Origin of the sequence: Aquimarina algicola, from assembly GCF_006443095.1 — a bacterium.
GTDB lineage: Bacteria > Bacteroidota > Bacteroidia > Flavobacteriales > Flavobacteriaceae > Aquimarina > Aquimarina algicola.
Genome location: NZ_VFWZ01000001.1, coordinates 384,446 through 409,088, shown reverse-complemented (window position 1 = coordinate 409,088; position 24,643 = coordinate 384,446). Strand labels below are relative to the sequence as shown.

24 protein-coding genes are annotated in these 24,643 nt (G+C 32.8%); 10 read left to right on the top strand and 14 right to left on the bottom strand.

What is annotated here, in order from left to right; all coding sequences use genetic code 11:
- Positions 1-5: 5 nt before the first annotated feature.
- The 5 genes from FHK87_RS01905 (at position 6) to FHK87_RS01885 (ending at position 6,069) form a co-directional block, all read left to right on the top strand.
- Complete coding sequence (locus FHK87_RS01905) at positions 6-1,403, top strand: RagB/SusD family nutrient uptake outer membrane protein (RefSeq protein WP_140589125.1); 1,398 nt, start codon at positions 6-8, stop codon at positions 1,401-1,403.
- An 18-nt stretch (positions 1,404-1,421) separates the two neighbouring features.
- Complete coding sequence (locus FHK87_RS01900) at positions 1,422-2,879, top strand: hypothetical protein (protein ID WP_140589123.1); 1,458 nt, start codon at positions 1,422-1,424, stop codon at positions 2,877-2,879.
- A gap of 38 nt (positions 2,880-2,917) precedes the next feature.
- Positions 2,918-4,033 carry a hypothetical protein gene (locus tag FHK87_RS01895; protein WP_140589121.1) on the top strand — a complete coding sequence of 372 codons (1,116 nt, stop codon included), beginning with the start codon at positions 2,918-2,920 and terminating at the stop codon, positions 4,031-4,033.
- A 133-nt stretch (positions 4,034-4,166) separates the two neighbouring features.
- Entirely contained in the window at positions 4,167-5,411 is a 1,245-nt protein-coding gene (locus FHK87_RS01890; protein WP_226293993.1) for a M20/M25/M40 family metallo-hydrolase, read from the top strand.
- Positions 5,412-5,499: 88 nt separating this feature from the next.
- Positions 5,500-6,069: an NUDIX domain-containing protein gene (locus FHK87_RS01885; RefSeq protein ID WP_140589116.1), complete on the top strand. Its 570-nt coding sequence runs from the start codon at positions 5,500-5,502 to the stop codon at positions 6,067-6,069.
- A gap of 33 nt (positions 6,070-6,102) precedes the next feature.
- On the opposite strand, the gene FHK87_RS01880 is transcribed toward FHK87_RS01885, so the two are convergent.
- Positions 6,103-6,684 carry a hypothetical protein gene (locus FHK87_RS01880; RefSeq protein WP_140589114.1) on the bottom strand — a complete coding sequence of 194 codons (582 nt, stop codon included), beginning with the start codon at positions 6,682-6,684 and terminating at the stop codon, positions 6,103-6,105.
- A gap of 98 nt (positions 6,685-6,782) precedes the next feature.
- On the opposite strand from FHK87_RS01880, the gene FHK87_RS01875 reads away from it, so the two are divergent.
- Entirely contained in the window at positions 6,783-7,667 is an 885-nt protein-coding gene (locus FHK87_RS01875; RefSeq protein ID WP_140589111.1) for a M28 family metallopeptidase, read from the top strand.
- 42 nt (positions 7,668-7,709) lie between these two features.
- Here the strand turns inward: FHK87_RS01875 and thrC are convergent, their stop codons facing one another.
- Genes thrC through thrA form a run of 4 tightly spaced genes read right to left on the bottom strand, consistent with a single transcriptional unit; the run spans position 7,710 to position 12,775 of the window.
- Positions 7,710-8,999 (bottom strand): threonine synthase, encoded by a 1,290-nt coding sequence (gene thrC, locus FHK87_RS01870; RefSeq protein ID WP_140589109.1) that lies wholly within the window; start codon positions 8,997-8,999, stop codon positions 7,710-7,712.
- 25 nt (positions 9,000-9,024) lie between these two features.
- On the bottom strand, positions 9,025-9,387 hold the full coding sequence (locus tag FHK87_RS01865) for a RidA family protein (protein ID WP_140589107.1): 363 nt from the start codon (positions 9,385-9,387) through the stop codon (positions 9,025-9,027).
- Between the two features lie 3 nt (positions 9,388-9,390).
- On the bottom strand, positions 9,391-10,320 hold the full coding sequence (locus FHK87_RS01860) for a homoserine kinase (RefSeq protein ID WP_140589104.1): 930 nt from the start codon (positions 10,318-10,320) through the stop codon (positions 9,391-9,393).
- Between the two features lie 10 nt (positions 10,321-10,330).
- On the bottom strand, positions 10,331-12,775 hold the full coding sequence (gene thrA, locus FHK87_RS01855; RefSeq protein WP_140589102.1) for a bifunctional aspartate kinase/homoserine dehydrogenase I: 2,445 nt from the start codon (positions 12,773-12,775) through the stop codon (positions 10,331-10,333).
- A gap of 416 nt (positions 12,776-13,191) precedes the next feature.
- On the opposite strand from thrA, the gene FHK87_RS01850 reads away from it, so the two are divergent.
- Positions 13,192-14,727, top strand: coding sequence for an NAD(P)H-hydrate dehydratase (locus FHK87_RS01850; RefSeq protein WP_140589099.1), 1,536 nt, complete (start codon positions 13,192-13,194; stop codon positions 14,725-14,727).
- A gap of 267 nt (positions 14,728-14,994) precedes the next feature.
- On the top strand, positions 14,995-15,888 hold the full coding sequence (locus FHK87_RS01845; protein WP_140589097.1) for a hypothetical protein: 894 nt from the start codon (positions 14,995-14,997) through the stop codon (positions 15,886-15,888).
- A gap of 66 nt (positions 15,889-15,954) precedes the next feature.
- Here FHK87_RS01845 and FHK87_RS01840 read toward each other — a convergent pair whose 3' ends face one another.
- The 4 genes from FHK87_RS01840 to FHK87_RS01825 all read right to left on the bottom strand — a co-directional run bounded on the left by FHK87_RS01840 (position 15,955) and on the right by FHK87_RS01825 (position 19,422).
- Positions 15,955-16,869 carry a leucine-rich repeat domain-containing protein gene (locus FHK87_RS01840; protein ID WP_140589095.1) on the bottom strand — a complete coding sequence of 305 codons (915 nt, stop codon included), beginning with the start codon at positions 16,867-16,869 and terminating at the stop codon, positions 15,955-15,957.
- A 14-nt stretch (positions 16,870-16,883) separates the two neighbouring features.
- Positions 16,884-17,846, bottom strand: a complete 963-nt coding sequence (locus FHK87_RS01835) for a hypothetical protein (RefSeq protein WP_140589093.1) — start codon at positions 17,844-17,846, stop codon at positions 16,884-16,886.
- Positions 17,843-18,739: a site-specific tyrosine recombinase XerD gene (gene xerD / locus FHK87_RS01830; protein ID WP_140589864.1), complete on the bottom strand. Its 897-nt coding sequence runs from the start codon at positions 18,737-18,739 to the stop codon at positions 17,843-17,845. Before xerD ends, FHK87_RS01835 begins: the two co-directional genes overlap by 4 nt.
- 83 nt (positions 18,740-18,822) lie before the next feature.
- The gene (locus tag FHK87_RS01825; RefSeq protein ID WP_140589090.1) at positions 18,823-19,422 is read right to left on the bottom strand and encodes an outer membrane beta-barrel protein; all 600 of its coding nucleotides are present in this window, start codon (positions 19,420-19,422) and stop codon (positions 18,823-18,825) included.
- Positions 19,423-19,910: 488 nt separating this feature from the next.
- Between FHK87_RS01825 and FHK87_RS01820 the strand changes: the two genes are divergently transcribed.
- Positions 19,911-20,540, top strand: a complete 630-nt coding sequence (locus FHK87_RS01820; RefSeq protein WP_140589087.1) for a porin family protein — start codon at positions 19,911-19,913, stop codon at positions 20,538-20,540.
- 3 nt (positions 20,541-20,543) lie between these two features.
- Positions 20,544-20,957 carry a type II 3-dehydroquinate dehydratase gene (aroQ, locus tag FHK87_RS01815; RefSeq protein ID WP_140589084.1) on the top strand — a complete coding sequence of 138 codons (414 nt, stop codon included), beginning with the start codon at positions 20,544-20,546 and terminating at the stop codon, positions 20,955-20,957.
- A gap of 98 nt (positions 20,958-21,055) precedes the next feature.
- Here aroQ and lpdA read toward each other — a convergent pair whose 3' ends face one another.
- The 5 genes from lpdA to msrB (FHK87_RS01790) all read right to left on the bottom strand — a co-directional run bounded on the left by lpdA (position 21,056) and on the right by msrB (FHK87_RS01790) (position 24,619).
- Positions 21,056-22,447 carry a dihydrolipoyl dehydrogenase gene (gene lpdA / locus FHK87_RS01810; protein WP_140589081.1) on the bottom strand — a complete coding sequence of 464 codons (1,392 nt, stop codon included), beginning with the start codon at positions 22,445-22,447 and terminating at the stop codon, positions 21,056-21,058.
- A 158-nt stretch (positions 22,448-22,605) separates the two neighbouring features.
- Complete coding sequence (locus FHK87_RS01805) at positions 22,606-23,121, bottom strand: hypothetical protein (RefSeq protein ID WP_140589078.1); 516 nt, start codon at positions 23,119-23,121, stop codon at positions 22,606-22,608.
- Positions 23,122-23,149: 28 nt separating this feature from the next.
- A complete protein-coding gene (locus tag FHK87_RS01800) occupies positions 23,150-23,710 on the bottom strand; it encodes a hypothetical protein (protein ID WP_140589076.1) in 561 nt (186 codons plus the stop codon).
- 26 nt (positions 23,711-23,736) lie between these two features.
- Complete coding sequence (gene msrB / locus FHK87_RS01795; RefSeq protein ID WP_140589073.1) at positions 23,737-24,132, bottom strand: peptide-methionine (R)-S-oxide reductase MsrB; 396 nt, start codon at positions 24,130-24,132, stop codon at positions 23,737-23,739.
- A complete protein-coding gene (msrB, locus tag FHK87_RS01790; RefSeq protein WP_140589071.1) occupies positions 24,125-24,619 on the bottom strand; it encodes a peptide-methionine (R)-S-oxide reductase MsrB in 495 nt (164 codons plus the stop codon). The genes msrB (FHK87_RS01795) and msrB (FHK87_RS01790) overlap by 8 nt, the downstream gene beginning before the upstream one ends.
- Positions 24,620-24,643 lie beyond the last annotated feature (24 nt).

The window sequence follows — 24,643 nt, the reverse complement described above, 5'->3', positions numbered from 1 at the left end:
GCATTATGAAACATATCATATTATTATTCATTTTTATCACAATATTATTTACTTCTTGTGATGATGCATTAGAAGCAAATCTATCAGATCAAGTTGAACTTAATCAGACTATTGTAGATCTGGAAACATTAAATGTTGCCGTAAATGGTTCGTATAGTCGTTTTGCAACGGGAGACGTATATAACCGTGGGCTTATTGTTATTCCTGCTTTACTTTCTGATAATGCATCGCTAGACCCTTTTGATAATCGAGGTCGATTTGTAGAATACAATAATTATACTGTTACAGATAATGATCCTAGAGCCGATGCATTATGGGACGATTTATATAGGTCTGTGGCTCAAACAGCTATAATCATTAGAGAAACTGCAAAATTAGAGTTTACAGAAAATGAAATTAGTCAGGCAAATCAATTTGTTGGAGAAGCGTATACACTTAGAGCATTAGCACTTTTGTTACTTCAACAGTATTATGCACAACCTTACAATTTTACTTCAGATGCAAGCCACTTGGGAGTAATTCTGCCTGATTTTGAAAAAGTTGGATTAGAAGTTTTAGAACCTTCTCGTACTACCACTGCGCTTGTTTATGATCAAATCGTAAATGACCTTACAACGGCAATAGATTTGTTGGATGTAAATGAAAATAATTCGGGGAGAATCGATAGAATAGCGGCAAAAGCGTTATTAGCGAGAACTTATCTTCATATGGAGGATTGGGTCAATGCAGAAATATTGGCTACAGAAACAATTGATGAGTTTGAAGGAGGATTAATCCCTACAGACGAATATGTAAATAGTTGGAATTTAGATCAATCCAGCGAAAGTATTTTAAAATTGATCAATACACCAACTGACAATTCCGGAGATGCATCGGCAGGTTTTTTCTTTTTGAGCGATAAAGAAGCATTTGCTACTCCTGATTTTATTTCTAATTTTTCTGACACAGACGTAAGATTAGGATTATATCCTTTGGATGAAGGGGTAAATCAACATTTGATTTCTAAATATCCTAGAATCAATGGTACTGATAATATTGAGGTCGTAAGACTATCAGAGATGTATTTGATTAAGGCAGAAGCACATGCGAGAATGAATCAGTCCGGAGATGCATTGATCGCATTGAATAGTTTGGTAGAAATAAGAGATCCGGATGCTGATCCAGTTGCATTATCGGGACAATCTTTGATCAATAGAATTTTATTAGAAAGACGTAAAGAACTTGCTTTTGAAGGATTTAGAGTGCATGATTTGGCCAGAACAGCAACAACTTTTACAAAATTCAGGATTCTTTTGGGTAATATTACGATCAATGCACCGGATAATTTTACAATTCTGCCTATACCCATAGATGAGATAAATGTAAACCCAGGAGTACAAGGTCAACAAAACCCTGGGTATTAATTAATAAAAGCGATAGTCATGAAATTTTTGAAATATCTATTTCTAGGGTTGCTATCATTCTCTTTTTTAAATTGTAGTGATAATGAAAAAGATGATGCCGAAAATATAGGGGAAACCAGATATCTTTTTTTTGAGAATGAAATTCTAACTATAGAAAGAAAAGAAGGGATATCGGTAAAAACAACCATTAGATATACCGGAAAAGTGCTTGATACAGATCTCTCGGTAAATTATAAGATCACATATCCAAATCAAAATGCAGCAATTGAAGGGGATGATTTTGAGCTGCCTGCAAATTCTGGAGTTATCAATATACCTGCGGGGCAATCTTCTGTCAGTGTCGAACTTATAGCTTCAGTATTTACAAACACAGAAGCTCGAGACAGTAATCGATCTATATATTTTGATTTAGAACCCATAAATGGATTTACCTTAGGTAAACCCGATGATAACAGTGGAGTTAATACGCAAGTAATAATAGGTTTGGATATAGATCCTATATCCAGTGATCCAAATGATGAGATAGGAGATAAAAAATTATCGATTACAAAAAACGGTAATGCTTTTAAAATCCCATATTATGCTAATGTTACATCAATAGATGAACCAAATACAAAGATCACACGAGTGGTCATAGCACAACATGGTCAAGATAGAAATGCAGATATTTATTATGATAGAATGCTTGCTGCCGCACAAATGGAAAGTACACAATTAGATACGCTTCTTATTATTGCTCCTCAATTTCTTATAGAAAACGATATTGCATCTTATAATTTAGACAATGAGCATTTATATTGGAGTGAAGGAGGGTGGAAAATTGGTTTTTTATCTAGAAATGAAGAACAAAATCCAAGATTAGAGCGAATCTCTTCGTTTACTATGATGGATTCTTTGATCGCTAGATTAACCCGTAATTACACAAATCTAAAAACCATTGTATTATCGGGGCATTCTGCAGGTGGGCAATATACAAATAGGTATGCTGCTACAACTCCAATGTATGATCAACTTGAGAGTCAAGGAATCAGAATACACTTTATTGTAAATAATCCCAGCAGTTACCTTTATTTAGATGACAAAAGAAGGGTGAGCGGTACATCTACTTATGAGGTACCCACGACTTCTTGTACCCAGTATAATGAATATAAATATGGGTTAGAAGATTTACCAAGCTATTTAAGAGAAATAGGAGTTTCTAAAATTACAGAACAATTTTCTAAACGAACTGTTACTTACTTAGTAGGAGCCCGAGATAATAACCCCAACAGTTCTAGTCTGGATACCTCTTGTGAAGCTATGCTTCAAGGTAATCATCGTTTAGAAAGAGGAATCTTTTATTATGATTACTTAAAAGATTTCTATGGAACTGTTATAGAAAATACACAAACTATGGAAACTGTTCCTGATGTGGGACATAATTCTGAAGGAATGTTTCAATCTGAATTAGGCAGATTATATGCTTTTAGAAAATAGTCCAAACAAAATTTACATTTTAAAAAACATAAATGATTATGAAAAATTCAATCCATATATTTTTGGTTTTTATACTGTTACTATGCGCATGTGATGATGATGCAGAAAATGAACCAATACTTCCCGAAGGATTTAGTTATATATCTTTTGATGCGTCAAACAAAAGTGTCAATGAAAATGATACAGAACCTGCTACAGTAACATTTATATACTCATCAAGTACACTTCCTGCACAAGATCTTACGATTAACTATACCATAACATTTCCTGAAGAAAATGCAGCACAAGAAGGTGTCGATTTTATTTTACCCTCTAATTCAGGAAGCTTTATATTACCAGCAGGACAATCTACGGTAGAAGTACCTCTTTTTGATTTGGTAAATGATGACCTCTCAGTAGGATCAAGATCAATAATTTTTAATTTATCAGCTGTAGAAGGTTTTACATTAGGTAAACCAGGAGAACGAGAGTCCAAAAGCGTAGAAATCACTATTCAGGAAGATGATCTTTTTGAGTTTGGTTTTACAAGTTTTGAAGACGTTCCAACTTTTGGAACACTAACTACTTATCCGAGACCAGCAGCGTCTACCAATCCTTTACCAAATGTGCAGGATACAGACCCTTCTTCAGAAGCTCCATATGTAAGCTTTGTAAGTACAGGTGACGAATTAGGTTTTACAGCATCATTTATTGCATCAAGTGTTACTGATATAGAAGAAGAAAGGATGGGCGTATACAACAATACAGTAGCAGCCGCTAACCCAGATGATTTTGAAACAACTTTCATAGATGGTGATCAAGCATATATCACTTCTGATCTAGATGGAGAGTTAACATTAACTTTTGATGAGATTACTGGATTAAATCCTGATGTTGCTGACCCTGTACTAGATATCAAATTCTTTTTTAGAACTACTAGCTGGGAATCTACAGACGGACTTGCAGTGTATTTTGAAACAGCAGAAGGAAGAGGACAACCTTTATTGTCTGTTTTTGATGATGATGCCGAAGATATAGAAGGTGTCTGGCAAGAATTAAGAATTCCTATTCCAGAGGATCGACTAGCAACTGGTCGATTAGTGGTAACCATGTTTAATGGCGCTGGTTCTGAAACTATTATTATAGATTCTATCTCCATAAAAGGAATTAAATAACATCACATATAATTTGAGTTAACCAATGATAAGCTCGGTCAATGATCCGTCATTATTCCGAGCTTATTCTAATGCTATTCTAATGGATAAATATATATATATAACAATCTTAACAACATTATTTTGTTTCACAATGTATTCACAAAGTGAACCCGTAATACCAAAAAAAGAATATAGTAAAGAAATTAACAAATTAACAAAAGATAAAACGATACAAACAGCTCTACAAAAAATTGATGATCTCGATGAAGAGACTATTAAAAATATGATTACTCTTAATGAAATCCCTGCTCCTCCATTCAAAGAAACCAAAAGAGCAAAAAAATATGTAGAAATGTTTGCTGAAATAGGAGTAGATAGTGTCTGGATCGATGCTGTAGGTAATGTATTAGCACTTCGAAAAGGTAAAAATAATGACACTACCGTTGTATTAGATGCACACATTGATACTGTTTTTCCTGAAGAAACAGATGTAAAAGTTAAAATAGAGGGTAACACCTATACTGCACCGGGGATTGGTGATAATACAAGAGCTATGGCGATGTTACTTACCGTATTAAAAGCTATGAATATTGCAAAAATAAAGACGGAGGCAGATATTGTCTTTGTAGGCAGTGTTGGAGAAGAAGGCTTAGGAGACTTAAGAGGGGTAAAGCATTTATTCAGCGAAGCTTCTGATATCAAAATTGACTCTTGGATCTCCATTGATGGAGGCAGTAAAGGACGTATTATTAATGGGGGGTTGGGGTCTAAACGTTACAAAGTTGTTTTTAAAGGTAAAGGAGGCCATTCTTGGGGTTCTTTTGGTCTTGCTAATCCGCACCATGCATTAGGTAATGCAATACAATTGTTTACAAAAGCAGCTAGCGAATATACAAATCAAAAGGGTCTGAAAACCTCATTTAATATTGGTAGAATAGGAGGAGGGACTTCTGTAAACTCTATTCCTTTTGAGTCCTGGATGGAAATTGATATGCGATCTCTAAGCCCTGAAAGATTAGTTGAGATCGATGCAATCCTAAAAAAATGTATGCAGCAAGCAGAATCCGATTATAATGCTTCTGGTATAAAAGATAAAGTAACTTTAGAAATGATTCCGATAGGTGATAGGCCATCCGGACAATTATCAGAAGATTTACCTTTAATACAAAGAGCTATTAGTGTCGCTACATATTTGGATATTAAACCAAAAGTAAGAACAGGCTCTACAAATAGTAATATTCCTATTGCAAAAAACATACCTGCAATAACAATTAGCCGAGGAGGAAAGGGAAAAGGAGCACATTCTTTAAATGAATCATGGTCAAATATAGAAGGAAGTAAAAATATAAAAATGGCACTATTGATTTTAATATCACAAGCAGGAATGTCTAAATAATTTAAAATAAGTTTGATATATATTTAAAAGTTTTCATGTCAAAAAATCAATATATTGTAAATACTATTTTGATTTTAAGATATAATTGATGAAATATAAAATCGACAAAGAAAATCTAGTATATGAGGGATTTTTAAAAATAAAAAAAGCGACGATTACTCATGATCGTTTTCATAATGAAAATACAATATCTTATTCGCGTGAGATGTTGGATAAAGGTGATTGTGTTGCTGTTTTGCTTTTCGAAAAAGATACCCAAAACGTGTTATTGATTAATCAATTTAGATATCCAACCACTCAACGAGATAATGATGGTTGGCTTGTAGAGCTTCCGGCGGGAGGAATTGAAAAAGATGAAGACCCTGTAACCTGTGCTATTCGAGAAGTTGAAGAAGAAACAGGTTATAGGGCTAGTCAATTACAGTTAATTTCAAAATTTTATGCCACGCCCGGGGTGTCCTCAGAACGTATGTATCTTTATTATGCAGAAGTAACCTCAAATGATAAGATAGCAGAAGGAGGAGGGGTAAAAGAAGAAAACGAAGATATACAACTTTGTAAATATCCTATATCAGAGATAGACTCTTTGCTCAATAATAGTAAAATTAATGACGCTAAAACGATAATAGCTTTACAATGGTTTCTATTACATAAATAATGATATAATATATATATTTAAAACTGACAGGTATCAACGACAATTTTCGAGAAGAGAAACTTTATCTAATTTTTTCCAGACAGCATGTTCAGGGGTTTGAGGAGAGATTTTAAATAATACTTGATATTTTTTTGATTTTTCGCAAAACGAATAGTTGACAATAATATTTAAATTGACTTTATCTTTTGTGATAAAAGCATCGTAAGTAAGCACTTTACCTACAAAAGAAGATTCGTTCAATTGCTCAAAAAAAGCTTTGGATTTGATAGGAACCTCTATATTCTGGCCTTTTGATACCGATTGCATCAGTCCATCATAATATTCTTCAAGTTCATTTTCTAGTTTTTCAGCAGACAAATTTGGTTTTTGATCGATGTTCCATAAAAAAACGTATGAAAAATAATCATTTGAATCTTTATTTGCCCATTCTGGAGTAAACCTAACATGTTCATTACCTGTGTATTGTAAATCAGGAGCGAAGCTTAAAGGAAACGCTATGATTTCAGATTTCCAGCCATCAGGTGCTATTAAAAGGTTTTCGTTATTTTTGGTTGTCTGGCATTGTGTCAATAAAATAGCCAAAATAATAAAAGGTATGGTTTTTGAGATGTTCATTTTAATTATTAATTTTCGCCCCTAAAATACAAAATTGCATCAATAACATTTTTTTCATAATTTTGTGTTAAAAAAGGAAAGTGTACAAAACCTACAAAATGAAGTATTATAGAACAATTCTACTATTATTCGTTTTTATAACTCAGATAGCCCCAGCTCAATCTGAACAAGACCGAATAGAAGCTGAGATCTTCAATATTCAGCGGAATATTGTTGCTAAACTCACAGGACATGAACCTATAAAAGGACGAAAGAAGCTTTCGAGCAGGTTTAGTAGCTCTGAACGAAAAGTTTCTGCAGATTTTTTATACAATTCTCTAAAAGAGAGTGGACTTAAACCAGAAAGACATACGTATAACGTAAAAAACAAGAAAGGAGAAATATTTAATGGAGTAAATATCTACGCTGAAATTCCTTCAACCAATGGAGGAGATGAATATGTTGTGATTGCAGCACATTATGATACTGTTGAAGACAGCCCGGGAGCTGTTCATAACGCAACAGGAGTTGCCATAGCTTATTATGTTGCTCAAAAAATCGCAAAATTAGAAAACAGGAATAAAAATTTTATGGTCGTATTCTTTGATCATTGGAAAAGTAATATGGTGGGAACCAGAATGTTTACCAAAAAATTAAAAGAAGATGGTTATAAAATTCATTCTATGCATAGAGCAGATTATATGGGATGGGATAATGACGAGGATCGAGCTATTGAACTTCTAGCTTCAAATATTAGTTTAGAGTCTTTGTATCGTATAGAATCTCCTGTTCCTGTCTACAAAAGAACTGTTGCAACACCTGAAAGTAGATTTTTTGCAAACTTTGGTTATGAGACAGTAACACTTACAGCAGAACTAAAAAATGCTGATAATTCTCCTTTTGTAAGACAAAGTGAAGATAAATACACCACCGTTAATTTTAAATATTTAGCTTCTACTACAGATATTGTGTACAAAGTAATGAAGTCACTGGCAAACCAGTAAACAACATCTTTTCGAAAAAAAAATAATTGATTAAAGGAGTTTTTATTGTAATAAAAACTCCTTTAATTCTTTATATCCTTTTATTGCAATACTTTTCTTTTCCTTGTTCATCACTTTCTCAATTTGAGGAGGGATTTCAATAGTAGTATCCAAAGTATCTTTTACTGTGTCTAAAAACTTTACAGGATGCGCTGTTTCAAGAAAAACGCCATATTCATCATCAGAAAGCTGATGTTTTTTAAGACCTAAATACCCAATTGCACCATGTGGATCAGCGATATATTGGGTTTTGTTGTATATTTCTTTCATTCCTTCTCTAGTCTGATCGTCATCAAAGCTATATGCAGAAAAATCATTCTTTAGTTCTTGAAAACTATCATTAAATAATTTTTGAATTCTAACAAAATTACTAGGGTTACCTACATCCATTGCATTCGAGATTGTAGCTTTAGAAGGTTTAGGATCATAATTTGATGTTTCGAGATACCTCACTACTGTATCATTACTATTTGTCGAAGCTATAAAATGCTTAACAGGCAGACCTAACTTGTGAGCAACAATACCAGCACAAATATTTCCAAAATTTCCACTAGGCACAGAAAAAACAAGATCTTTATGATTGTTTTTCAATTGTTTGTAAGCAAATACGAAGTAAAATAATTGAGGCAACCATCTTGCAATGTTTATAGAATTGGCAGAAGTAAGTTGTCTATGATTGGTTATTTCTGTATCCAAAAATGCTGTTTTCACCATATCTTGGCAATCATCAAAAACGCCATCTACCTGCAAAGCGGTGATATTTTGACCAAGTGTAGTTAATTGTCTTTCTTGAATGTCACTCACTTTTCCGGATGGATACAAAATAACCACGTCAACTCCTTTTACTCCTAAAAAACCTTTTGCAACTGCGCCTCCTGTATCTCCAGAAGTTGCAACCAAAACTGTTACATTGTTATCATTATCCTTATTAAAATACCCTAGACATCTAGCCATAAAACGTGCGCCCACATCTTTGAAAGCCATAGTTGGCCCATGAAAAAGTTCTAAACTTGCTATATTATCCGAAATTGGTACAATAGGAAAATCAAAACTTAACACATCAGACAAGATATTTTTTAATTCCTGTTCAGGGATTTCATCTCCAACAAATTGTTTTATGGTCTGAAACGCTATTTCGGTATTATCTAATTTGTCTATATTTTCAAAAAAAGATGTTGGTAAAGGTTTAATATCTTCAGGAAAGTATAGCCCTCTATCAGGAGCTAATCCTTGTATGACTGCTTCAGAAAAACATACTTTTAAGGTATGGTTATGTAAACTATAATAGTTCATTGTTTATTATGATTATTTTTAGTATTTATAAGACAGCAGAAAACTCTATTTCTACCAAAATATCCGGATTTATTAATTTAGAAACTTCTACCATTGTCGATACAGGCTTTACAGTTCTAAAGAATTCTCCGTGTGCTTTGCCAATTTTCTCCCAATTAGCAATGTTTGTGCAATATATTCGTGTACGAATCACGTGGCTTAAATCTGCGCCAAGTTCGTGAAGTGATTTTTCAGCAATTTTAATGATAGCATGAGTTTGCTCATATTCATCATTACCTTTTGCTGTAGTGCCTGCAATTTCTATTGTATTTCCTACTTGTATTGCCCTAGAATATCCAACAATATCTTCCCAAGGTGCTCCGCTGCTTACTTTTTTACGTTGCTGCATGCTTTAGTTATTTAAAATTTTAACTCCGTTATTATTAATTTTTGAAACATGAATATCAAAATCAATTCCCGTTGTATCATATATTTTTTTGATGTGTTCTGCAATTACAATAGCATTTTGATTTCCTCGGCTTAATGCAAAAATAGAAGGGCCTGAACCTGATATTCCGCAACCTAAAGCCCCATTTTTGAGCGCTGTTGTTTTTACAGTATCAAATTCTGGAATTAAAATAGAACGTAATGGTTCTATAATTACATCTTCAAGACTGCGACCGATAAGTTGATAATCTTCTGTATATAGACCGGCGACTAATCCTCCTACATTACCCCACTGATGAATTGCTTTTTGTAATGATACTTTATTTTTAATCACTGATCTAGAATCAGAGGTTTTTACTTCTATTTGTGGGTGGATAACTGTCATAAAAAGATCTTTTGGAGTGTGTAATTTGATTACATCCAAAGGCGAGTAACTTCTAACCAATGTAAAACCACCAAGTAGGGCAGGAGCCACATTATCTGCATGGGCATTACCACTTGCCAGTTTTTCACCTTCCATTGCAAATGGGATCAATTGATTTGGAGTAAAAGGAGAATCGAGTAAATGATTTACAGCCCAAACAGCTCCGGCACTACTTGCAGCACTGCTACCAATACCACTACCGGCTTTTATCTTTTTGTAAATCTCTATCTCGATTCCAATGTTTTTTCCATATTCTTTTAGAAGTGCTTCTGTAGCAACACCTGCAACATTTTTATGTGTTTCGAAAGGAAGTGTTGCTCCAACAATTTTAGTGATTTTTACACCAGGCGTAGATGAAAGTGAAATCACCATTTCATCACCTACAGTATCCAAACAACACCCTAAGACATCAAAACCACACGATAAATTAGCTACTGTTGCCGGAGCAAATATTTTTAGACTTTTACTCATGATATGTTCTCTATTTTTTCCCGATCCTAATAATATCTGCAAAAATACCTGAAGCTGTTACGGCTGCTCCGGCACCGGCTCCTTTTACAATAAGAGGTTGTTGTGGATATCTATCCGTATAAAATAATACAATGTTATCACTTCCTTCTAAGTTATAAAATGGATGATCAGCAGGTATGTGTTGTAATCCTACTTTTGCTTTTCCGTCTTCGTACTGAGCTACATATTTCAACCTACAATCTTTTTGAGAAGCTTCTTGCAAAATAGCTTTAAAATGCTCTTCATTTTTCTGTAGAGATACAAAAAATTCTTCTACTGATTTTGTGTTCAAGGTTTCTTTTGGTAAAAATGCATCATTTTCGATATCTTCAAGTTCCATAACTTTACCACTTTCTCTGGCTAAGATTAATATTTTTCGAGCTACATCCACACCACTTAAATCTATCTTGGGATCTGGTTCTGTATATCCTTCTTCTTTAGCTTGTTGTACAACATCATGAAATAAAATATCTTCTTTGTAATTATTAAAAACAAAATTTAAACTTCCTGATAATACAGCCTGAATTTTATGAATATTATCTCCGGAAGCGATAAGGTTATTTAATGTATCAATTATCGGTAAACCTGCACCAACATTAGTTTCATATAAAAAAGAAGCACTAAATTTTCTTGATAAGTTTTGTAATTCTTCATAATGAATATAAGCATCTGCGCAAGCGATTTTATTACAAGTTACAACTGCCATACTTTCTTTGAGGTAATGCTTATACACATTTGCGATATCAGGATTAGCAGTATTGTCTACAAAAATGGAGTTCCGTAAGTTCATTTCTTTTGCTCTATTGAAAAAAGCGGTTGCATCTGCTGTTTCTCCCGATGTGAGTACTTCTTGCCATTTTTTTAAGTTCACTCCACTTTCGTCAAAAATCATTTTTCTGGAGTTAGAGAGTCCAACTACTCTAATTTTTAGTTGTAATTTATTTTTTAAATATTCTTTTTGTTGTTCTAATTGCTCCAAAAGTTTACTCCCTACATTTCCTACACCGGTAATAAAAAGATTGAGCTGTTTTGTTTTTACTTCAAAAAAGCGTTCATGTAAAACATTGAGTGCTTTTTTAATATCTTTTTTCTCTATGACTACAGATATATTTTTTTCTGAAGCTCCTTGTGCTATTGCTCTTATATTTACATTGTTTTTACCAAGGGTACTAAACATTTTACCACTTAATCCTTGATGATGATACATGTTATCACCAACCAAAGCAACAATAGCTGCATGATGCTCAATTTTTACGGGGTCTAGTTTTCCTTTCGAAATTTCAAACTCAAAAGCAATATCAAGAACATGTTTAGCTTTTTCGGCATCTTCTGCTTCTACAGCCAAACATATTGAATGTTCTGAGGAAGCTTGAGTGATTAGTATAATATTAATATTCTCTAAAAATAAAGTTTCAAATAAACGCTTTGAAAACCCTGGAATACCTACCATACCACTACCTTCTAATGAGATAATAGCGATGTTTTCGATATGACTTATTCCTGTAACCGGTTTTTTTCTATCATCGACAGTTCTGGTTATAAGTGTACCCTTGTCTGAAGGATTAAAGGTATTTTTGATCAGAATCGGAATATTGTTCTCGAGCACAGGATGTATGGTTGGAGGATAAATGACTTTAGCACCAAAATGTGATAATTCCATAGCCTCATGATAAGAAATATGTGATACAGGCTTAGCTTGTTTTACTAGTTTTGGGTTTGCTGTATACATACCACTTACATCAGTCCAAATGTGTAGCTCATTTGCTTCTAAGGCTGCTGCAAGAATAGCTGCAGTAAAATCTGATCCTCCTCGGCCTAATGTTGTAGGCTCACCCTCTTGTGTTCTGGCAACAAAACCAGGAAATAAAGTAACTCTATGTGTATTGTTTTTTTGAAACTCTTGTATTCTTTTATTTGTTTCATTATAATGGATTGCTACTTTTCCATTTTCTGCTTTTACAATAAGATCTCTTGAATCTTTTAATGTAATATCTAATCCTTTTGCTTTTGCAGCTTCAGAAATAATGTATGAAGATAACATCTCACCAAAACTAGAAATCACTGCTATTGTTTTTGGTGATAGCTCACTTAGTAAGTAAATACCTTCGCAGATAGATTCTAAAGCATTAAGCTCTGATTTTACTTTACTTATGATAGCACTTTGTGATAAAACAGGAATAAGAGTTTTAATTGCTTCAAAATGTCTTTGTTCTATTTCTGCCAAAGTATTTTTATACTCTTCATCATTATGAGATGCTTGTTTTCCGGCCTTTAATAATAAATCTGTAACGCCTCCCATTGCTGAGACAACTACATAAATAGGAGAGGAGTTTGATTGTTTTTGAATGATTTCTATTACGTTTTCTATTGTTGCAGCATTAGCAACAGACGAACCTCCAAATTTTAGAACGTTCATAAAAAGTATGTTTTAAAGTTGAAATAAATTGATTGTTTATTGGTGGTCTTTTATTTGTTTTCTTAAAACAACAAAAAGATAATAGCGGTGGTGATATAAATGTAATTAACCCCTAAGGGTAATCGTAGAAAAAATACGTGTAATAGAAGTAGCGTCGATAATCATAATCGAACCTAAAATTAAAACTAATATTGTGACCATGCTAAACATTAGATCTTATTTAATTTTTGCTGAATCAAATGTATATGTTTTTGATCTAAGAGAAAACTTAATTTAAGGGTATTCATAAACTTTTATGTATTCTCTAATTATTAGCTTATTTTGTTGAATAATTTACAATAAGATAGCATAAAATAGCAAATTCAAAATTGAATATATTTGATCCCGAAAAAATAACTAATCATTAAAGTTTATTTATGAAAATATTCTCGGCAAAACAAATGCAAAAAGCTGATCATGCGACTATGCAAAATCAACAATTGACCTCTCTAGAACTAATGGAACGTGCCGCTACTCAGGTTTTTAATATCATCCATAATAAACTTAATGGAGCAGCGGTACCGATACACATATTTTGTGGTATTGGCAATAATGGAGGCGATGGTCTAGTCGTATCAAGGTTATTAATCACACATGGATATCATGTAAAGACATACATTGTGAATTTTAGCGAAAATCGATCAAAAAATTTTTTAGCAAATTATGATCGTTTAAAGGAGACAACAAACGAATGGCCAATACAATTAAAAAGCGAAGAAGATTTTCCTGAGATAGAACCACAAAGTATCGTTATAGATGCAATTTTTGGGATTGGCCTTAATAGACCTCTAGTACCTTGGGTTGCTCAATCAATTAAACGCCTCAATACATTAAGGTGTTTTACGCTTTCTATTGATATTCCTTCTGGATTGTATACTAATAAGGTTCCAGAAGACGCAGAAGCCGTAATATTTGCAGATATAACAGTTACTTTTCAATTACCTAAATTGATATTTTTTCTTCCTCAAACAGGAAATTATACTAGAGATGTACAGGTAATTGATATAGGACTTGATCGTAACTTTATAGTCAACGAATCTGGAGTAGGAGAGTTAATTGGTCCATATGAAGCAGTATCTTTATATAAAAACAGAGCTAAATTTAGCCATAAAGGAACCTATGGGCATTGCTTATTGATAGGAGGGAGTTATGGTAAAATCGGAAGTGTTGTTCTAGCGACCAAAGCCGCATTAAGAACTGGTGCAGGATTAGCAAGTACATACGTGCCTGAGTGTGGTTATAGTATATTACAAACTGCATTGCCGGAAGCTATGGTTATTACAGATGATAATGAAGATTTAATAGAAGAAATTACGTTTGATTATGAGCCTACCGCTATAGGAATTGGTATGGGAATTGGTACGCATGAAAAAACAATAAAAGCTTTTGAATCTTTTTTGAATACTAATACGCATCCATTAGTAATCGATGCGGATGGATTGAACATTTTAGCCAAAAACCCTAAGTTATTAAAGAAACTTGCTCCTGAAACGATTTTGACACCACATCCAAAAGAATTAGAACGTTTAATAAGGGAATGGGATGATGATTTTGAAAAAATTGAAAAAGTAAAATCCTTCTCAAAAGAAAATAATTGTATCGTTATTATAAAAGGAGCTAATTCTATGGTTATTTATAATGATCAATTATTTGTAAATAATAATGGAAATCCCGGTATGGCAACTGCAGGTAGTGGCGATGTCCTCTCAGGGATAATTACAGGGCTATTATCTCAAGGGTATACTCCTTTACATGCCGCTATATTTGGAGTATATTTACATGGAAGTGCAGGAGATCTTGTCGCACAAAAAAATGGATTCGAAGCTTTAATTGCAAGTGATATCATAGATCATATCGGAAATGCTTTCCTAGAATTGTTTAAAAATTCAAAGAATGTTGATAAAAATCAATAGTATTAATATTAAAGTGGTTTAAACTTTTTTCAATTGGTTATAAAATGTTTCTTTTCGCCCTTTTTTGATTTTTTATTGTTCCGTAGCGCTGCTATGCAACGCAAAAAAAGCTTCAAAATGATCAAAAACTAACGATTTCTCGCTTCAATTAAAAAAGTTTAAACCACTTCATTTATAAAAGCTAACATTCTGTTACAATTTTATGTAAATTTTAAAGTTTACTCAAATGTAATATCATTAATTTTATTATAACATATAAAGAAACAAATGATGACAACTAAAAAGATTTTATTCATAGCAATTATTTTTACCGGGATGTTATTTACCTCATGTTCTAGTGATGATGATGGGCCAGCTACAACTACATTAACAATAAACATTCTTAATCTAAACATGCTCGAGGGTAATGTTGTTTATAAAGCATGGATCAGAACTAATTCGAATACTATTGAATTAGGTACTTTTCAGGATGTTGATTTTCCAAAGAATTTTGAAGTAGTTTCTGATGAACTGGATGCTGCTACTGATTTCTTTATCACAATAGAAGATAATACTGCTAATAGCAATACTCCATCAAGTACCAGAATTGCTTCTGCCAGATTGAGTACTAATAGTAATACCGCGCAAATATCATCTGTAGATGCTATTGGAGATTTTTCTTCGATTTCGGGGAGTTTTGTTTTAAGAACATTTACGGGCAGTGCTCCAAGTAACGAACCTAATGGTATATGGTTTACAAATGAGTTGAGTGCTACTACAAATCTATCATCAGCATTATCATTACCAACTTTGAATCCTGGGTGGAAATACGAAGCATGGGTAGTACTAAGCGATAGAAACGGTAATAATGTAAATCTTTCTTTGGGGAAATTTAGTGATACAAGTCAATCAGATGAGAATGACATTTTTAGTGGACAAGGTGATGCGCCTCAAATTCCCGGTGAAGATTTCTTGAACACTTCTGCTGGAAACCTAATTAATATTGCTTTTCCTGCTGATATCACAAATAGAAATGTGTTTATTACTGTAGAGCCAGAAAATGGTGATAATAGTAATGAACCTTTTGATATACAAGTATTATCGACAAATAATGCAACGGCAAATCAGGTAAATACTATGAGTACCAATAACTTTTTTATCACAGGTACGTTGGAGAAGTAACCTTCTTTAAAATTCAAAATCATTCAACTTTTTGATCAAATAAAGCAGAACTCCCTTTTTGGGAGTTTATTTTTGCTCAAAAGACAGTAGAAAAAAACTTTTAAATAATTTTTGTGCCTTTTTTTTCTCTGTTGATGGTAGAGGATTACCATCCAAAATAAGACCAGCTAAAGGGTATTTTTTAGTTTCATAGGCTTTTGGAATGGTTGAGATTTGATTATGATTGATATGCACCATAAATAATGATTGCATATCTGTAAACACTTCAGGAAGCGTATCAAAATTGTTATATCCTGCATGTATTACCCAGGTTTTAAGCTGTGACATTTCTTTTGGAAGTGTTTTTAGATGATTATGATCGATATACAAAAAACGAATCTGATCCAGTGTACCAATAGTTTTGGGAAGTTCATCGAACTCATTATGATCAATCCAAACAGAATAGAGTTTTGGCAATGTTCCTAAATATTCATAACTTTTTTCATTATGGATCTTATTATAAGACAAATTAAGATCTCTAAGATGATGTAACCCAGCTATTTCTTCAGGAAGATCAGTAATTTGGTTTCCTTGAAGATTCAAAAACACTATAGGAAGTGTTTTTAAAAGTTCTAAAGTATGTTTCAGGTCAAGATTTGGATTATATGCTAAAGAAATGTGTTTTAGGCTTGTAAAAGCACTAATTGATTTTGGTAATTTATCAATAGTCAAATGATCAAGAATGAGTACTTCAATATGATCTTTATAATGCAATTGCTCAAAAACAGTTTCTAGATTAAGGTCTGTATTTCCACTTAAATCTAACATTCTTAATGAACTCAATTTTGAAGCAGATAGGGGTAATGTCTCCAAATTTTGATCGCTAAGATTCAACCTATATATTTTTGAAATATCTGTATCCGGTATTGACGAAAAAGTAGTTTGATAAAATGTTTTATAAGTATTACATCCACTAGCGATGAATAGTAATATTATATACATGTAGTACTGCATTTTCATTCTGAAATATTTTTATATATAGCATTACCACTAATTTCTATATAAAGTTTATCTTTTGTTTCTACCGCCCAGGGAAAACGAGGATTAAGTCCAATGCCATCGTGTAATGTATTTTGTATAAACGCTCCTGCTTTTTGACTATTGATTCCCAGTTTTGTATGTGCCATGAGATGTTCTCCTTGTAATGTGCCATATAGGTAAAGATTTCCATAAAATAAATCTTTGTATGGTGGAAGCATATACCATACATTTTTACGCCCATCATCAGAATTGATTGTTTTTCTTGGAGATAAACTATAGTTAGGCCTAGGGGTAAAAAGATCTACTCCAAAACCTAATTGATAAATAGTTGTAAGATCTTTGATTTTGGTAAAACCTATATCTAAACTACCGGTTACTCCATAATCAGTACGTGAACCATTAAACCATCCTATCTTAAAATCATTTAAGAAAGCAAGATGCAGATTGTGATTCGAATTACTAAAACGCATCAGGAAAGCTCCTCTTCGAAGTCCGTATGATTTTAAATTACCAGGTAAATAATCTTTTCCAAAACCAAACCCTAATCCATTGAACCCTCCCTCTCCATTAGGATTAAATAATAGATTAGTATTCATATTTGATATAGAAGAACCTAATAGATTACTGTTTTTTCCTATTCCGCCTAGAGCAAAAAACTCATATGAATAGGCAATTCCGGGAGATGCAATTGTATGACGCTTTAAAAATGTATAAGAAGCAATTGATAGTCCACTTTCTAATGATAAATCTTTGTATTGTAATGTTCCAAAACCAAAAACTCCTAATTTGAGCCATTGATTTTGATTACCAATTGTAATTTCTGCATTTAATAGAACACCTCCATTAGCTTTTAAAACTTGTGTATAAGCATTAGTAGTGCTAATGAACAATGCCAAAAAAAATAGTAGAGTGAAGTTGAAGGGATACCGATCTTTCATTTTCTAGGATGAAAACTATGTATTACTTCAGTTAAATGACTTCTATCTATATGCATATAAATCTCAGTTGTAGTAATGCTTTCATGGCCGAGCATTAGTTGAATTGCTCTAAGATCAGCACCGTTTTCTAATAAATGTGTGGCAAAAGAATGTCGAAAAGTATGTGGGCTTATCTGTTTCCGGATACCGGATTTTTCTACAAGTTTTTTAATGATTGTAAATATCATAGCTCTTGTGAGTTGTCTACCTCTTCGGTTTAAGAATAATGTATCTTCATGGCCATCTTTAATATCCAGATGACATCTAATATCATTAATATAAATATTGATATATTTTTGAGTAGTTTCCCCAATAGGAACAAATCTTTGTTTATCTCCTTTACCCGTAATACTTATAAAACCTTCTTTAAAAAAAAGATCTGATAATCGTAATGTGATTAATTCACTAACTCGTAGACCGCAGCCATAAAGAGTCTCTATGATAGCCCTGTTTCTTTCTCCTTCTGGTTTTCCTAAATCAATTTGTGAAATAATTGTATCGATTTCATCAACTGATAACGTATCTGGCAATTTTCTACCTATTTTAGGAGCTTCTATAAGCTCCATTGGATTAGATTCTCTATATTCTTCAAAAACAAGATAGTTAAAAAAGCTTTTCAGACCTGAAATAATCCTTGATTGTGATCTTGGATTTACCAATTTTGCCGTTTCAAATACAAATTGTTGTAGCGTTTCTTTTTTTATTGATAAAGGGGTTGATGAATTATCTTGATGTTCTAGATATTTTAATAGTCGTTGTATATCAAGTATATAATTAATAATCGAATTATCAGATAATCCTCTTTCTATTCGTAAGTAGTTTTCAAAATCCTGTATGGCATGTTTCCATTTCATTATAGCTAAAATAACAAAAACCACCCTGAGATAATTCACAGGGTGGTTTTTATTTTATAAAAGTGTTTATATACTTATAAGAATTAGAACTTATAAATTAATCCAAGATTAATGTTTTCTAAATCTAGGCTAAAATCAAAAGTATCTGTAGACTCTGCTCCATTAATATCTGGCTCAGAAGTTCTATAACTTAATGCTCCGATTAAAGCTTCTACAGCAAAATTATTACTAAAGAAATAGCTAATACCAGGTCTTACACCGATGTCAAAACCATCTACAGTTACGTCTTGTCCACTTCCATTAAAGTTTTCGTCATCTGTAGAAAAGTATCCAAACCCTAGCTCACCAAACAAAGAAAATCTGTTTGTAGGAGTAGCATAATAACGACCAAATGCCCCAATTTGAAAAGTATTAACATCAAAATCAGCATTTCCTTGCTCAACATTTCTAGCAGTATACCCTAGTCTAAGACCAGCAGCTATATTTTCTGTTAAAAAATAACCAGCTCTAGGAGCAATTGTAAATGAAGATGTTTTAAAATCTCCTGTTTCTTCAGAATTAATTCCTATAGCACCAGAAATAAATAGGTCTCCTTTTGCAAATCCAGGAGTACCACTTTCTTCTTGAGCTTGAGCAAAAGTAAAAGCAAATACTGCAATTGCGGATAAAATTAATTTTTTCATAATAACTGTTTGTTTAAAATTTCGGGTCAAATGTAGGCTACTTTATCCTTCTAAGACGTTAATAAAATCTAAATTTTTTGCCGTTTATCGATAAAAAAAAGCTAACACAGGTTTTGTTATTGTAAATCAAACAACTACGAAAAAAGTTTAATAATTTTTTAAAACATAGATATAACAAAGGTTTGGAGATTATAAATACATAAGTTACAGTATTGTTAATTTTTGACAATAATATGTTAATTTTGTTTTATAACGATTTTAAAAGTGATTTTGTCGAATCGTATTTAATCAAACTATAATTATAAAATAACTATTTAGTATTCTTAAAGTATCGTATTTTATTGAATATCCCTTACTTAAAGGAGGGAATACTAAAATTGAAAGTAAAACAAAGTATCTTAATGCGCTGTAAGTATTTTGTAAGATTTTATAAATACACTGAATTCGAAAAATAAACTTATTTTTGAATCATTAACACTACTTATATTATGATTAAAAAGTTTTTAATATTTGGCTCTCTTGTTTTTTGTATGTTAAGTGCTTCTTATGGACAACAAGATGAAGAACCTTTATACACAAGAGCAGGTTTTAAATTTGGGCTTAATTATTCAAATATTACCGGAGACACAGAAGATACTGACGCAAGAGTACGTATGCACCTTGGAGCCGTTATAGAATTTCCTATTACACAACGAATTTATATACAACCAGAATTACTATATTCTGCGCAAGGATATAAGATAGAAGAGGAGAGAGGGGAGAATAAAATCAGTTTAAATTATTTATCGCTCCCAATCATTACTAAATTATTTTTTACTCCACGGTTTGGTCTTGAAACAGGGCCACAGTTTTCTAATTTGGCTAATGTATCAGAATCTTTTGATAATTCTCCCGATGAGTTTTTTGATTCTTTTAGTGATTTTGATTTTAGTTGGGTTTTTGGAATCGAGTATAAAGCTGAAAGTGGAGTGTTTATCCAGGCAAGGTATAATTTAGGATTAAGTAATCTCAGTGAAATTGATATGATTACAGATAACAACACTGTTATACAGATTTCTGCAGGATATTTATTTAAAACAAAAAACAACAGACGTATTAATAATCAATTTGAAGAATAATTAATGAAACTTTTAATACTAAATGGTCCTAACCTAAATTTATTGGGCAAAAGAGAACCTGAAATTTATGGTAGCCAGACATTCAATGACTTTTTTTTAGAGTTACAAGATAAATTTGATACCATCAGTTTGTCTTATCATCAATCTAATATAGAGGGAGAATTAATTACTAAAATTCAAGAGGCCGATGAATTATATGATGGGATTGTATTAAACGCAGGAGCTTATACTCACACATCGATAGCTATAGCAGATGCTATAAAAGCTGTTTCTGTACCCGTAGTAGAAGTACATATTTCAAATACATATAACCGTGAGGCCTTCAGACATAAATCATTTATTTCTCCAAATGCAAAAGGGGTTATTCTTGGTTTTGGTATGCAAAGTTATATTTTAGGAATACAAAGCTTTTTATAAATAAGTTTGATCTTGTCTATACTCTCTTATATAATAAAATAAGGCTGGGATAAAATATCCCAGCCTTATTTTATTATAATTATAGCTAATATTATTAATTATAGATGAATAACTTCATCATAAGCATCTGCAACGGCCTCCATAACAGCTTCACTCATAGTAGGGTGAGGGTGTATGGCTTTAAGTACTTCATGACCTGTAGTTTCTAGCTTTCTACCTAATACAGCTTCAGCAATCATATCTGTAACTCCTGCACCTATCATATGGCAGCCTAACCACTCTCCATATTTGGCATCAAAAATTACTTTTACAAAACCATCTTTATTTCCTGATGCACTTGCTTTTCCTGAAGCAGAAAAAGGAAATTTACCTACTTTTATTTCATAACCGGCTTCTTTTGCCTGTTTTTCTGTCATACCAACACTAGCAATTTCTGGTGTTGCATAAGTACAACCGGGTATATTACCATAGTCAATAGCTTCGACATGTAAGCCTGCTATTTTTTCTACACAGGTAATACCCTCTGCAGAAGCAACATGCGCAAGTGCAGGACCTGCAACAACATCACCAATAGCATAAACCCCGGGAATATTGGTTTGATACCAATCATTAACTACAATTTTATCTCTATCAGTAGCAATTCCTAATTCTTCTAATCCGATATTTTCAATATTAGTTTTGATCCCAACTGCTGATAAAACCACATCTGCTTCTAAAATTTCTTCTCCTTTTTTGGTTTTTACAGTTGCTTTGACACCATCTCCACTAGTATCTACACTTTCTACAGAAGAGTTTGTCATCACTTTGATTCCTGCTTTTTTGAAACTGCGTTCAAATTGTTTAGATACTTCTTCATCTTCTAATGGAACGAGATTAGGCAAGAATTCTACAATTGTAACCTCTGTTCCCATCGCATTATAAAAGTGAGCAAATTCTACCCCTATGGCTCCAGAACCTACAACAATCATTTTCTTTGGTTGAGATTCTAAGCTCATAGCTTTGCGGTATTCTATAACTTTTTTACCATCTACAGGTAGATTAGGTAACTCTCTGGCGCGTGCTCCTGTAGCAATAACAATATGTTTTGCTTCATAATCTGTAGCTTTTCCGTCAGCGTCTGTAACTGTAATCTTGTTATTTGCCTTTAACTTACCAAAACCATTGATAACGTCAATTTTGTTCTTTTTCATCAAGAACTGAACTCCTTTGCTCATTCCTTCTGCCACAGAACGACTACGTTTTACAACAGCATCAAAATCTTTATCTACATTATCTACGGTTAATCCATAGTCTGAAGCATGCTTAAGATACTCAAAAACTTGTGCACTTTTTAATAAGGCTTTAGTAGGTATACATCCCCAATTAAGGCATACTCCTCCTAAGCTTTCTTTTTCTACTATAGCTGTTTTAAATCCAAGTTGTGACGCTCTAATAGCGGTAACATATCCACCAGGACCGCTTCCTAAAACAATGATATCATATGTGTTCATAAATCTCAATTTTTCAAGTGACGAATTTAAGCATAATTCGTTGAATCCAAAAAGGAATTAGATAATGTCATGTTAATTATGAATTTTGAAAATTAAAAAGCCTCTAATAAATTTTATTAGAGGCTTTTTAAAAAATATAAAATTGATTCTTTTTATGTTTAGAATTCTAAATTTAATGCGGATTGTACTTGATCTAAATTTGACAAATCAATATTAGGGTTTTGAGCAGCAAAGTCAGATGGTATTATTACGATTCTAAATATTTGGTTTTGAGTAAAAGTATTAGGAACAGCAACAAAATCATTTGACTCTAATGTAACGATGATGTCAAAAATTCCTCTTTGAGCATCAAATATAAATGTCGGTCTGTATTGTACAGTTAAACCTCCATCCAAAAAATAGGTTGCTGGTAGTTGTTCCCATACCTCTGATCCAGTATCTGCAGTTGCTACAGGATCTACAACATATACCAAAGGTACATCTTGTTCAAATACCTCTATAGTATTGGGAACCGGTATGGTAACTCTGGCATCTAGACCATCATTTGATACAAAATCTACATTATCAATTTCAAAGGTTCTTGCAATTGTGTCTGTATCTATAAAATCATCATCATCTGAACATGCTGTAAAAAGCAAAGTTGTAGAAAATAGTAAAACAAAAATTTTTTTCATTGTTAATGTGTTTATATGGTGTTATAATTTATGGTGTTACTAAATGTAAAGCTTTAGAAAGCTCATTAAAATTAGTTACGTCGATATCGGTATTTTGAGCGAACTCTCCAGGAGTAATAATCACTCTAAAAACTTGATCATCTGTAAACTCTATTCCTAATTGTGTAAAGTCATCTGCTTCTAGAATAATTTCAATATCAAAAATACCGGTTGCCTGATCAAAAATAAAATTGTTTCTGTATTGCGTAAAGCCTGCACCAGCTAGACTAAATACACGTGGTAAAGGTTCCCACACATCTGCACCATTAGCTTGACTGGCAATAGGATCAAGTATAAAAACGAAAGGAACATCACCTTCTTCTACATTGATATTATCAGGAATAGGAAAATCTATGGCAGCGTCCAAACCGTTAGTTGATACAAAATCAATAGGATCGGTTATAAAATTTGCAGCCAGAAGCAAACCGCCATCTTCACCAGGAGCTCCATCTAGGCCCGGTATTCCTTCTGGTCCCGGAGGTCCTTGATCTCCTTCACATGAAATTGAAATAGCGGCCAATACTAATAAGAGTGTGAAAATTTTTTTCATAAATGTTAAGGTTTATACGTATATGTTTATTTGTTTTTAAAATCTATACTTACAGAATTAACACAATATCGTTGTCCTTTTGCTGTCGGTCCATCATTAAAGACATGTCCTAAATGACTTCCACAATTTGTGCATAAAATTTCTGTACGAATCATACCGTGAGATGTATCTCTTACATATTCTATTGCCCCTTCGATCGATTCGTCGAAACTAGGCCAGCCACATCCTGAATCAAATTTAGTCTTACTTTCAAATAGGGGAGTATTGCATGCCATACAAGTGTATGTTCCCTTATCAAAATGCATATTATATTTTCCTGTAAAGGGTCTTTCTGTCCCTTTTTGTCTCAAAACCCTATATTGCTCATCAGTAAGTTGTTCTTTCCATTCAGCTTCAGGTTTATGAATTGGATATTTATTCATTTTTTGATTCTTTATGTTTAAAAACAAGTGCGTCTCCATTTATACAATGTCTCATTCCAGTTGTTTCTCTAGGGCCGTCATTAAAAACATGACCAAGGTGCCCTCCGCAAGTAGCACATAGTAATTCTGATCTGGCATATCCCAATTTATAATCAACATCTTTATCTACCGCATCTTCTACAGCTCTATCAAAACTTGGCCATCCTGTACCACTATCAAATTTATATTTACTCTCATACAAAGGAGAGTCACATGCTGCGCAGTGAAAAGTACCTGATTTATAAATTTTATTAAGCGGACTCGAATAAGGTCTCTCAGTACCGGCTTGCCTCAAAATATAGTATTGTTCTGAAGTCAATATTTCTTTCCACTCTGCATTTGTTTTTGAAACAGTATAAACTTTTTCTTTTTTATATTTTTCTTTTTGCGCTACACTAGTACAACTAATACAAAGTAATCCTATAAGCAAACATAATAAACGATTCATAGCTTTATTTTTTTATATTAAGTC

What these genes read in the sequence shown, in the direction of transcription:
- thrA (WP_140589102.1), bottom strand. Translation starts at nt 12,775, where the DNA reads ATGAACGTTCTAAAATTTGGAGGTTCGTCTGTTGCTAATGCTGCAACA.
- msrB (WP_140589073.1), bottom strand. Translation starts at nt 24,132, where the DNA reads ATGAATAAATATCCAATTCATAAACCTGAAGCTGAATGGAAAGAACAA.
- FHK87_RS01865 (WP_140589107.1), bottom strand. Translation starts at nt 9,387, where the DNA reads ATGCAGCAACGTAAAAAAGTAAGCAGCGGAGCACCTTGGGAAGATATT.
- FHK87_RS01900 (WP_140589123.1), top strand. Translation starts at nt 1,422, where the DNA reads ATGAAATTTTTGAAATATCTATTTCTAGGGTTGCTATCATTCTCTTTT.
- FHK87_RS01890 (WP_226293993.1), top strand. Translation starts at nt 4,167, where the DNA reads ATGTATTCACAAAGTGAACCCGTAATACCAAAAAAAGAATATAGTAAA.
- aroQ (WP_140589084.1), top strand. Translation starts at nt 20,544, where the DNA reads ATGAAACTTTTAATACTAAATGGTCCTAACCTAAATTTATTGGGCAAA.
- FHK87_RS01820 (WP_140589087.1), top strand. Translation starts at nt 19,911, where the DNA reads ATGATTAAAAAGTTTTTAATATTTGGCTCTCTTGTTTTTTGTATGTTA.
- FHK87_RS01845 (WP_140589097.1), top strand. Translation starts at nt 14,995, where the DNA reads ATGATGACAACTAAAAAGATTTTATTCATAGCAATTATTTTTACCGGG.
- FHK87_RS01850 (WP_140589099.1), top strand. Translation starts at nt 13,192, where the DNA reads ATGAAAATATTCTCGGCAAAACAAATGCAAAAAGCTGATCATGCGACT.
- FHK87_RS01905 (WP_140589125.1), top strand. Translation starts at nt 6, where the DNA reads ATGAAACATATCATATTATTATTCATTTTTATCACAATATTATTTACT.
- FHK87_RS01885 (WP_140589116.1), top strand. Translation starts at nt 5,500, where the DNA reads ATGAAATATAAAATCGACAAAGAAAATCTAGTATATGAGGGATTTTTA.
- lpdA (WP_140589081.1), bottom strand. Translation starts at nt 22,447, where the DNA reads ATGAACACATATGATATCATTGTTTTAGGAAGCGGTCCTGGTGGATAT.
- FHK87_RS01825 (WP_140589090.1), bottom strand. Translation starts at nt 19,422, where the DNA reads ATGAAAAAATTAATTTTATCCGCAATTGCAGTATTTGCTTTTACTTTT.
- FHK87_RS01805 (WP_140589078.1), bottom strand. Translation starts at nt 23,121, where the DNA reads ATGAAAAAAATTTTTGTTTTACTATTTTCTACAACTTTGCTTTTTACA.
- FHK87_RS01860 (WP_140589104.1), bottom strand. Translation starts at nt 10,320, where the DNA reads ATGAGTAAAAGTCTAAAAATATTTGCTCCGGCAACAGTAGCTAATTTA.
- FHK87_RS01800 (WP_140589076.1), bottom strand. Translation starts at nt 23,710, where the DNA reads ATGAAAAAAATTTTCACACTCTTATTAGTATTGGCCGCTATTTCAATT.
- FHK87_RS01880 (WP_140589114.1), bottom strand. Translation starts at nt 6,684, where the DNA reads ATGAACATCTCAAAAACCATACCTTTTATTATTTTGGCTATTTTATTG.
- FHK87_RS01875 (WP_140589111.1), top strand. Translation starts at nt 6,783, where the DNA reads ATGAAGTATTATAGAACAATTCTACTATTATTCGTTTTTATAACTCAG.
- msrB (WP_140589071.1), bottom strand. Translation starts at nt 24,619, where the DNA reads ATGAATCGTTTATTATGTTTGCTTATAGGATTACTTTGTATTAGTTGT.
- FHK87_RS01840 (WP_140589095.1), bottom strand. Translation starts at nt 16,869, where the DNA reads ATGTATATAATATTACTATTCATCGCTAGTGGATGTAATACTTATAAA.
- FHK87_RS01895 (WP_140589121.1), top strand. Translation starts at nt 2,918, where the DNA reads ATGAAAAATTCAATCCATATATTTTTGGTTTTTATACTGTTACTATGC.
- FHK87_RS01835 (WP_140589093.1), bottom strand. Translation starts at nt 17,846, where the DNA reads ATGAAAGATCGGTATCCCTTCAACTTCACTCTACTATTTTTTTTGGCA.
- thrC (WP_140589109.1), bottom strand. Translation starts at nt 8,999, where the DNA reads ATGAACTATTATAGTTTACATAACCATACCTTAAAAGTATGTTTTTCT.
- xerD (WP_140589864.1), bottom strand. Translation starts at nt 18,739, where the DNA reads ATGAAATGGAAACATGCCATACAGGATTTTGAAAACTACTTACGAATA.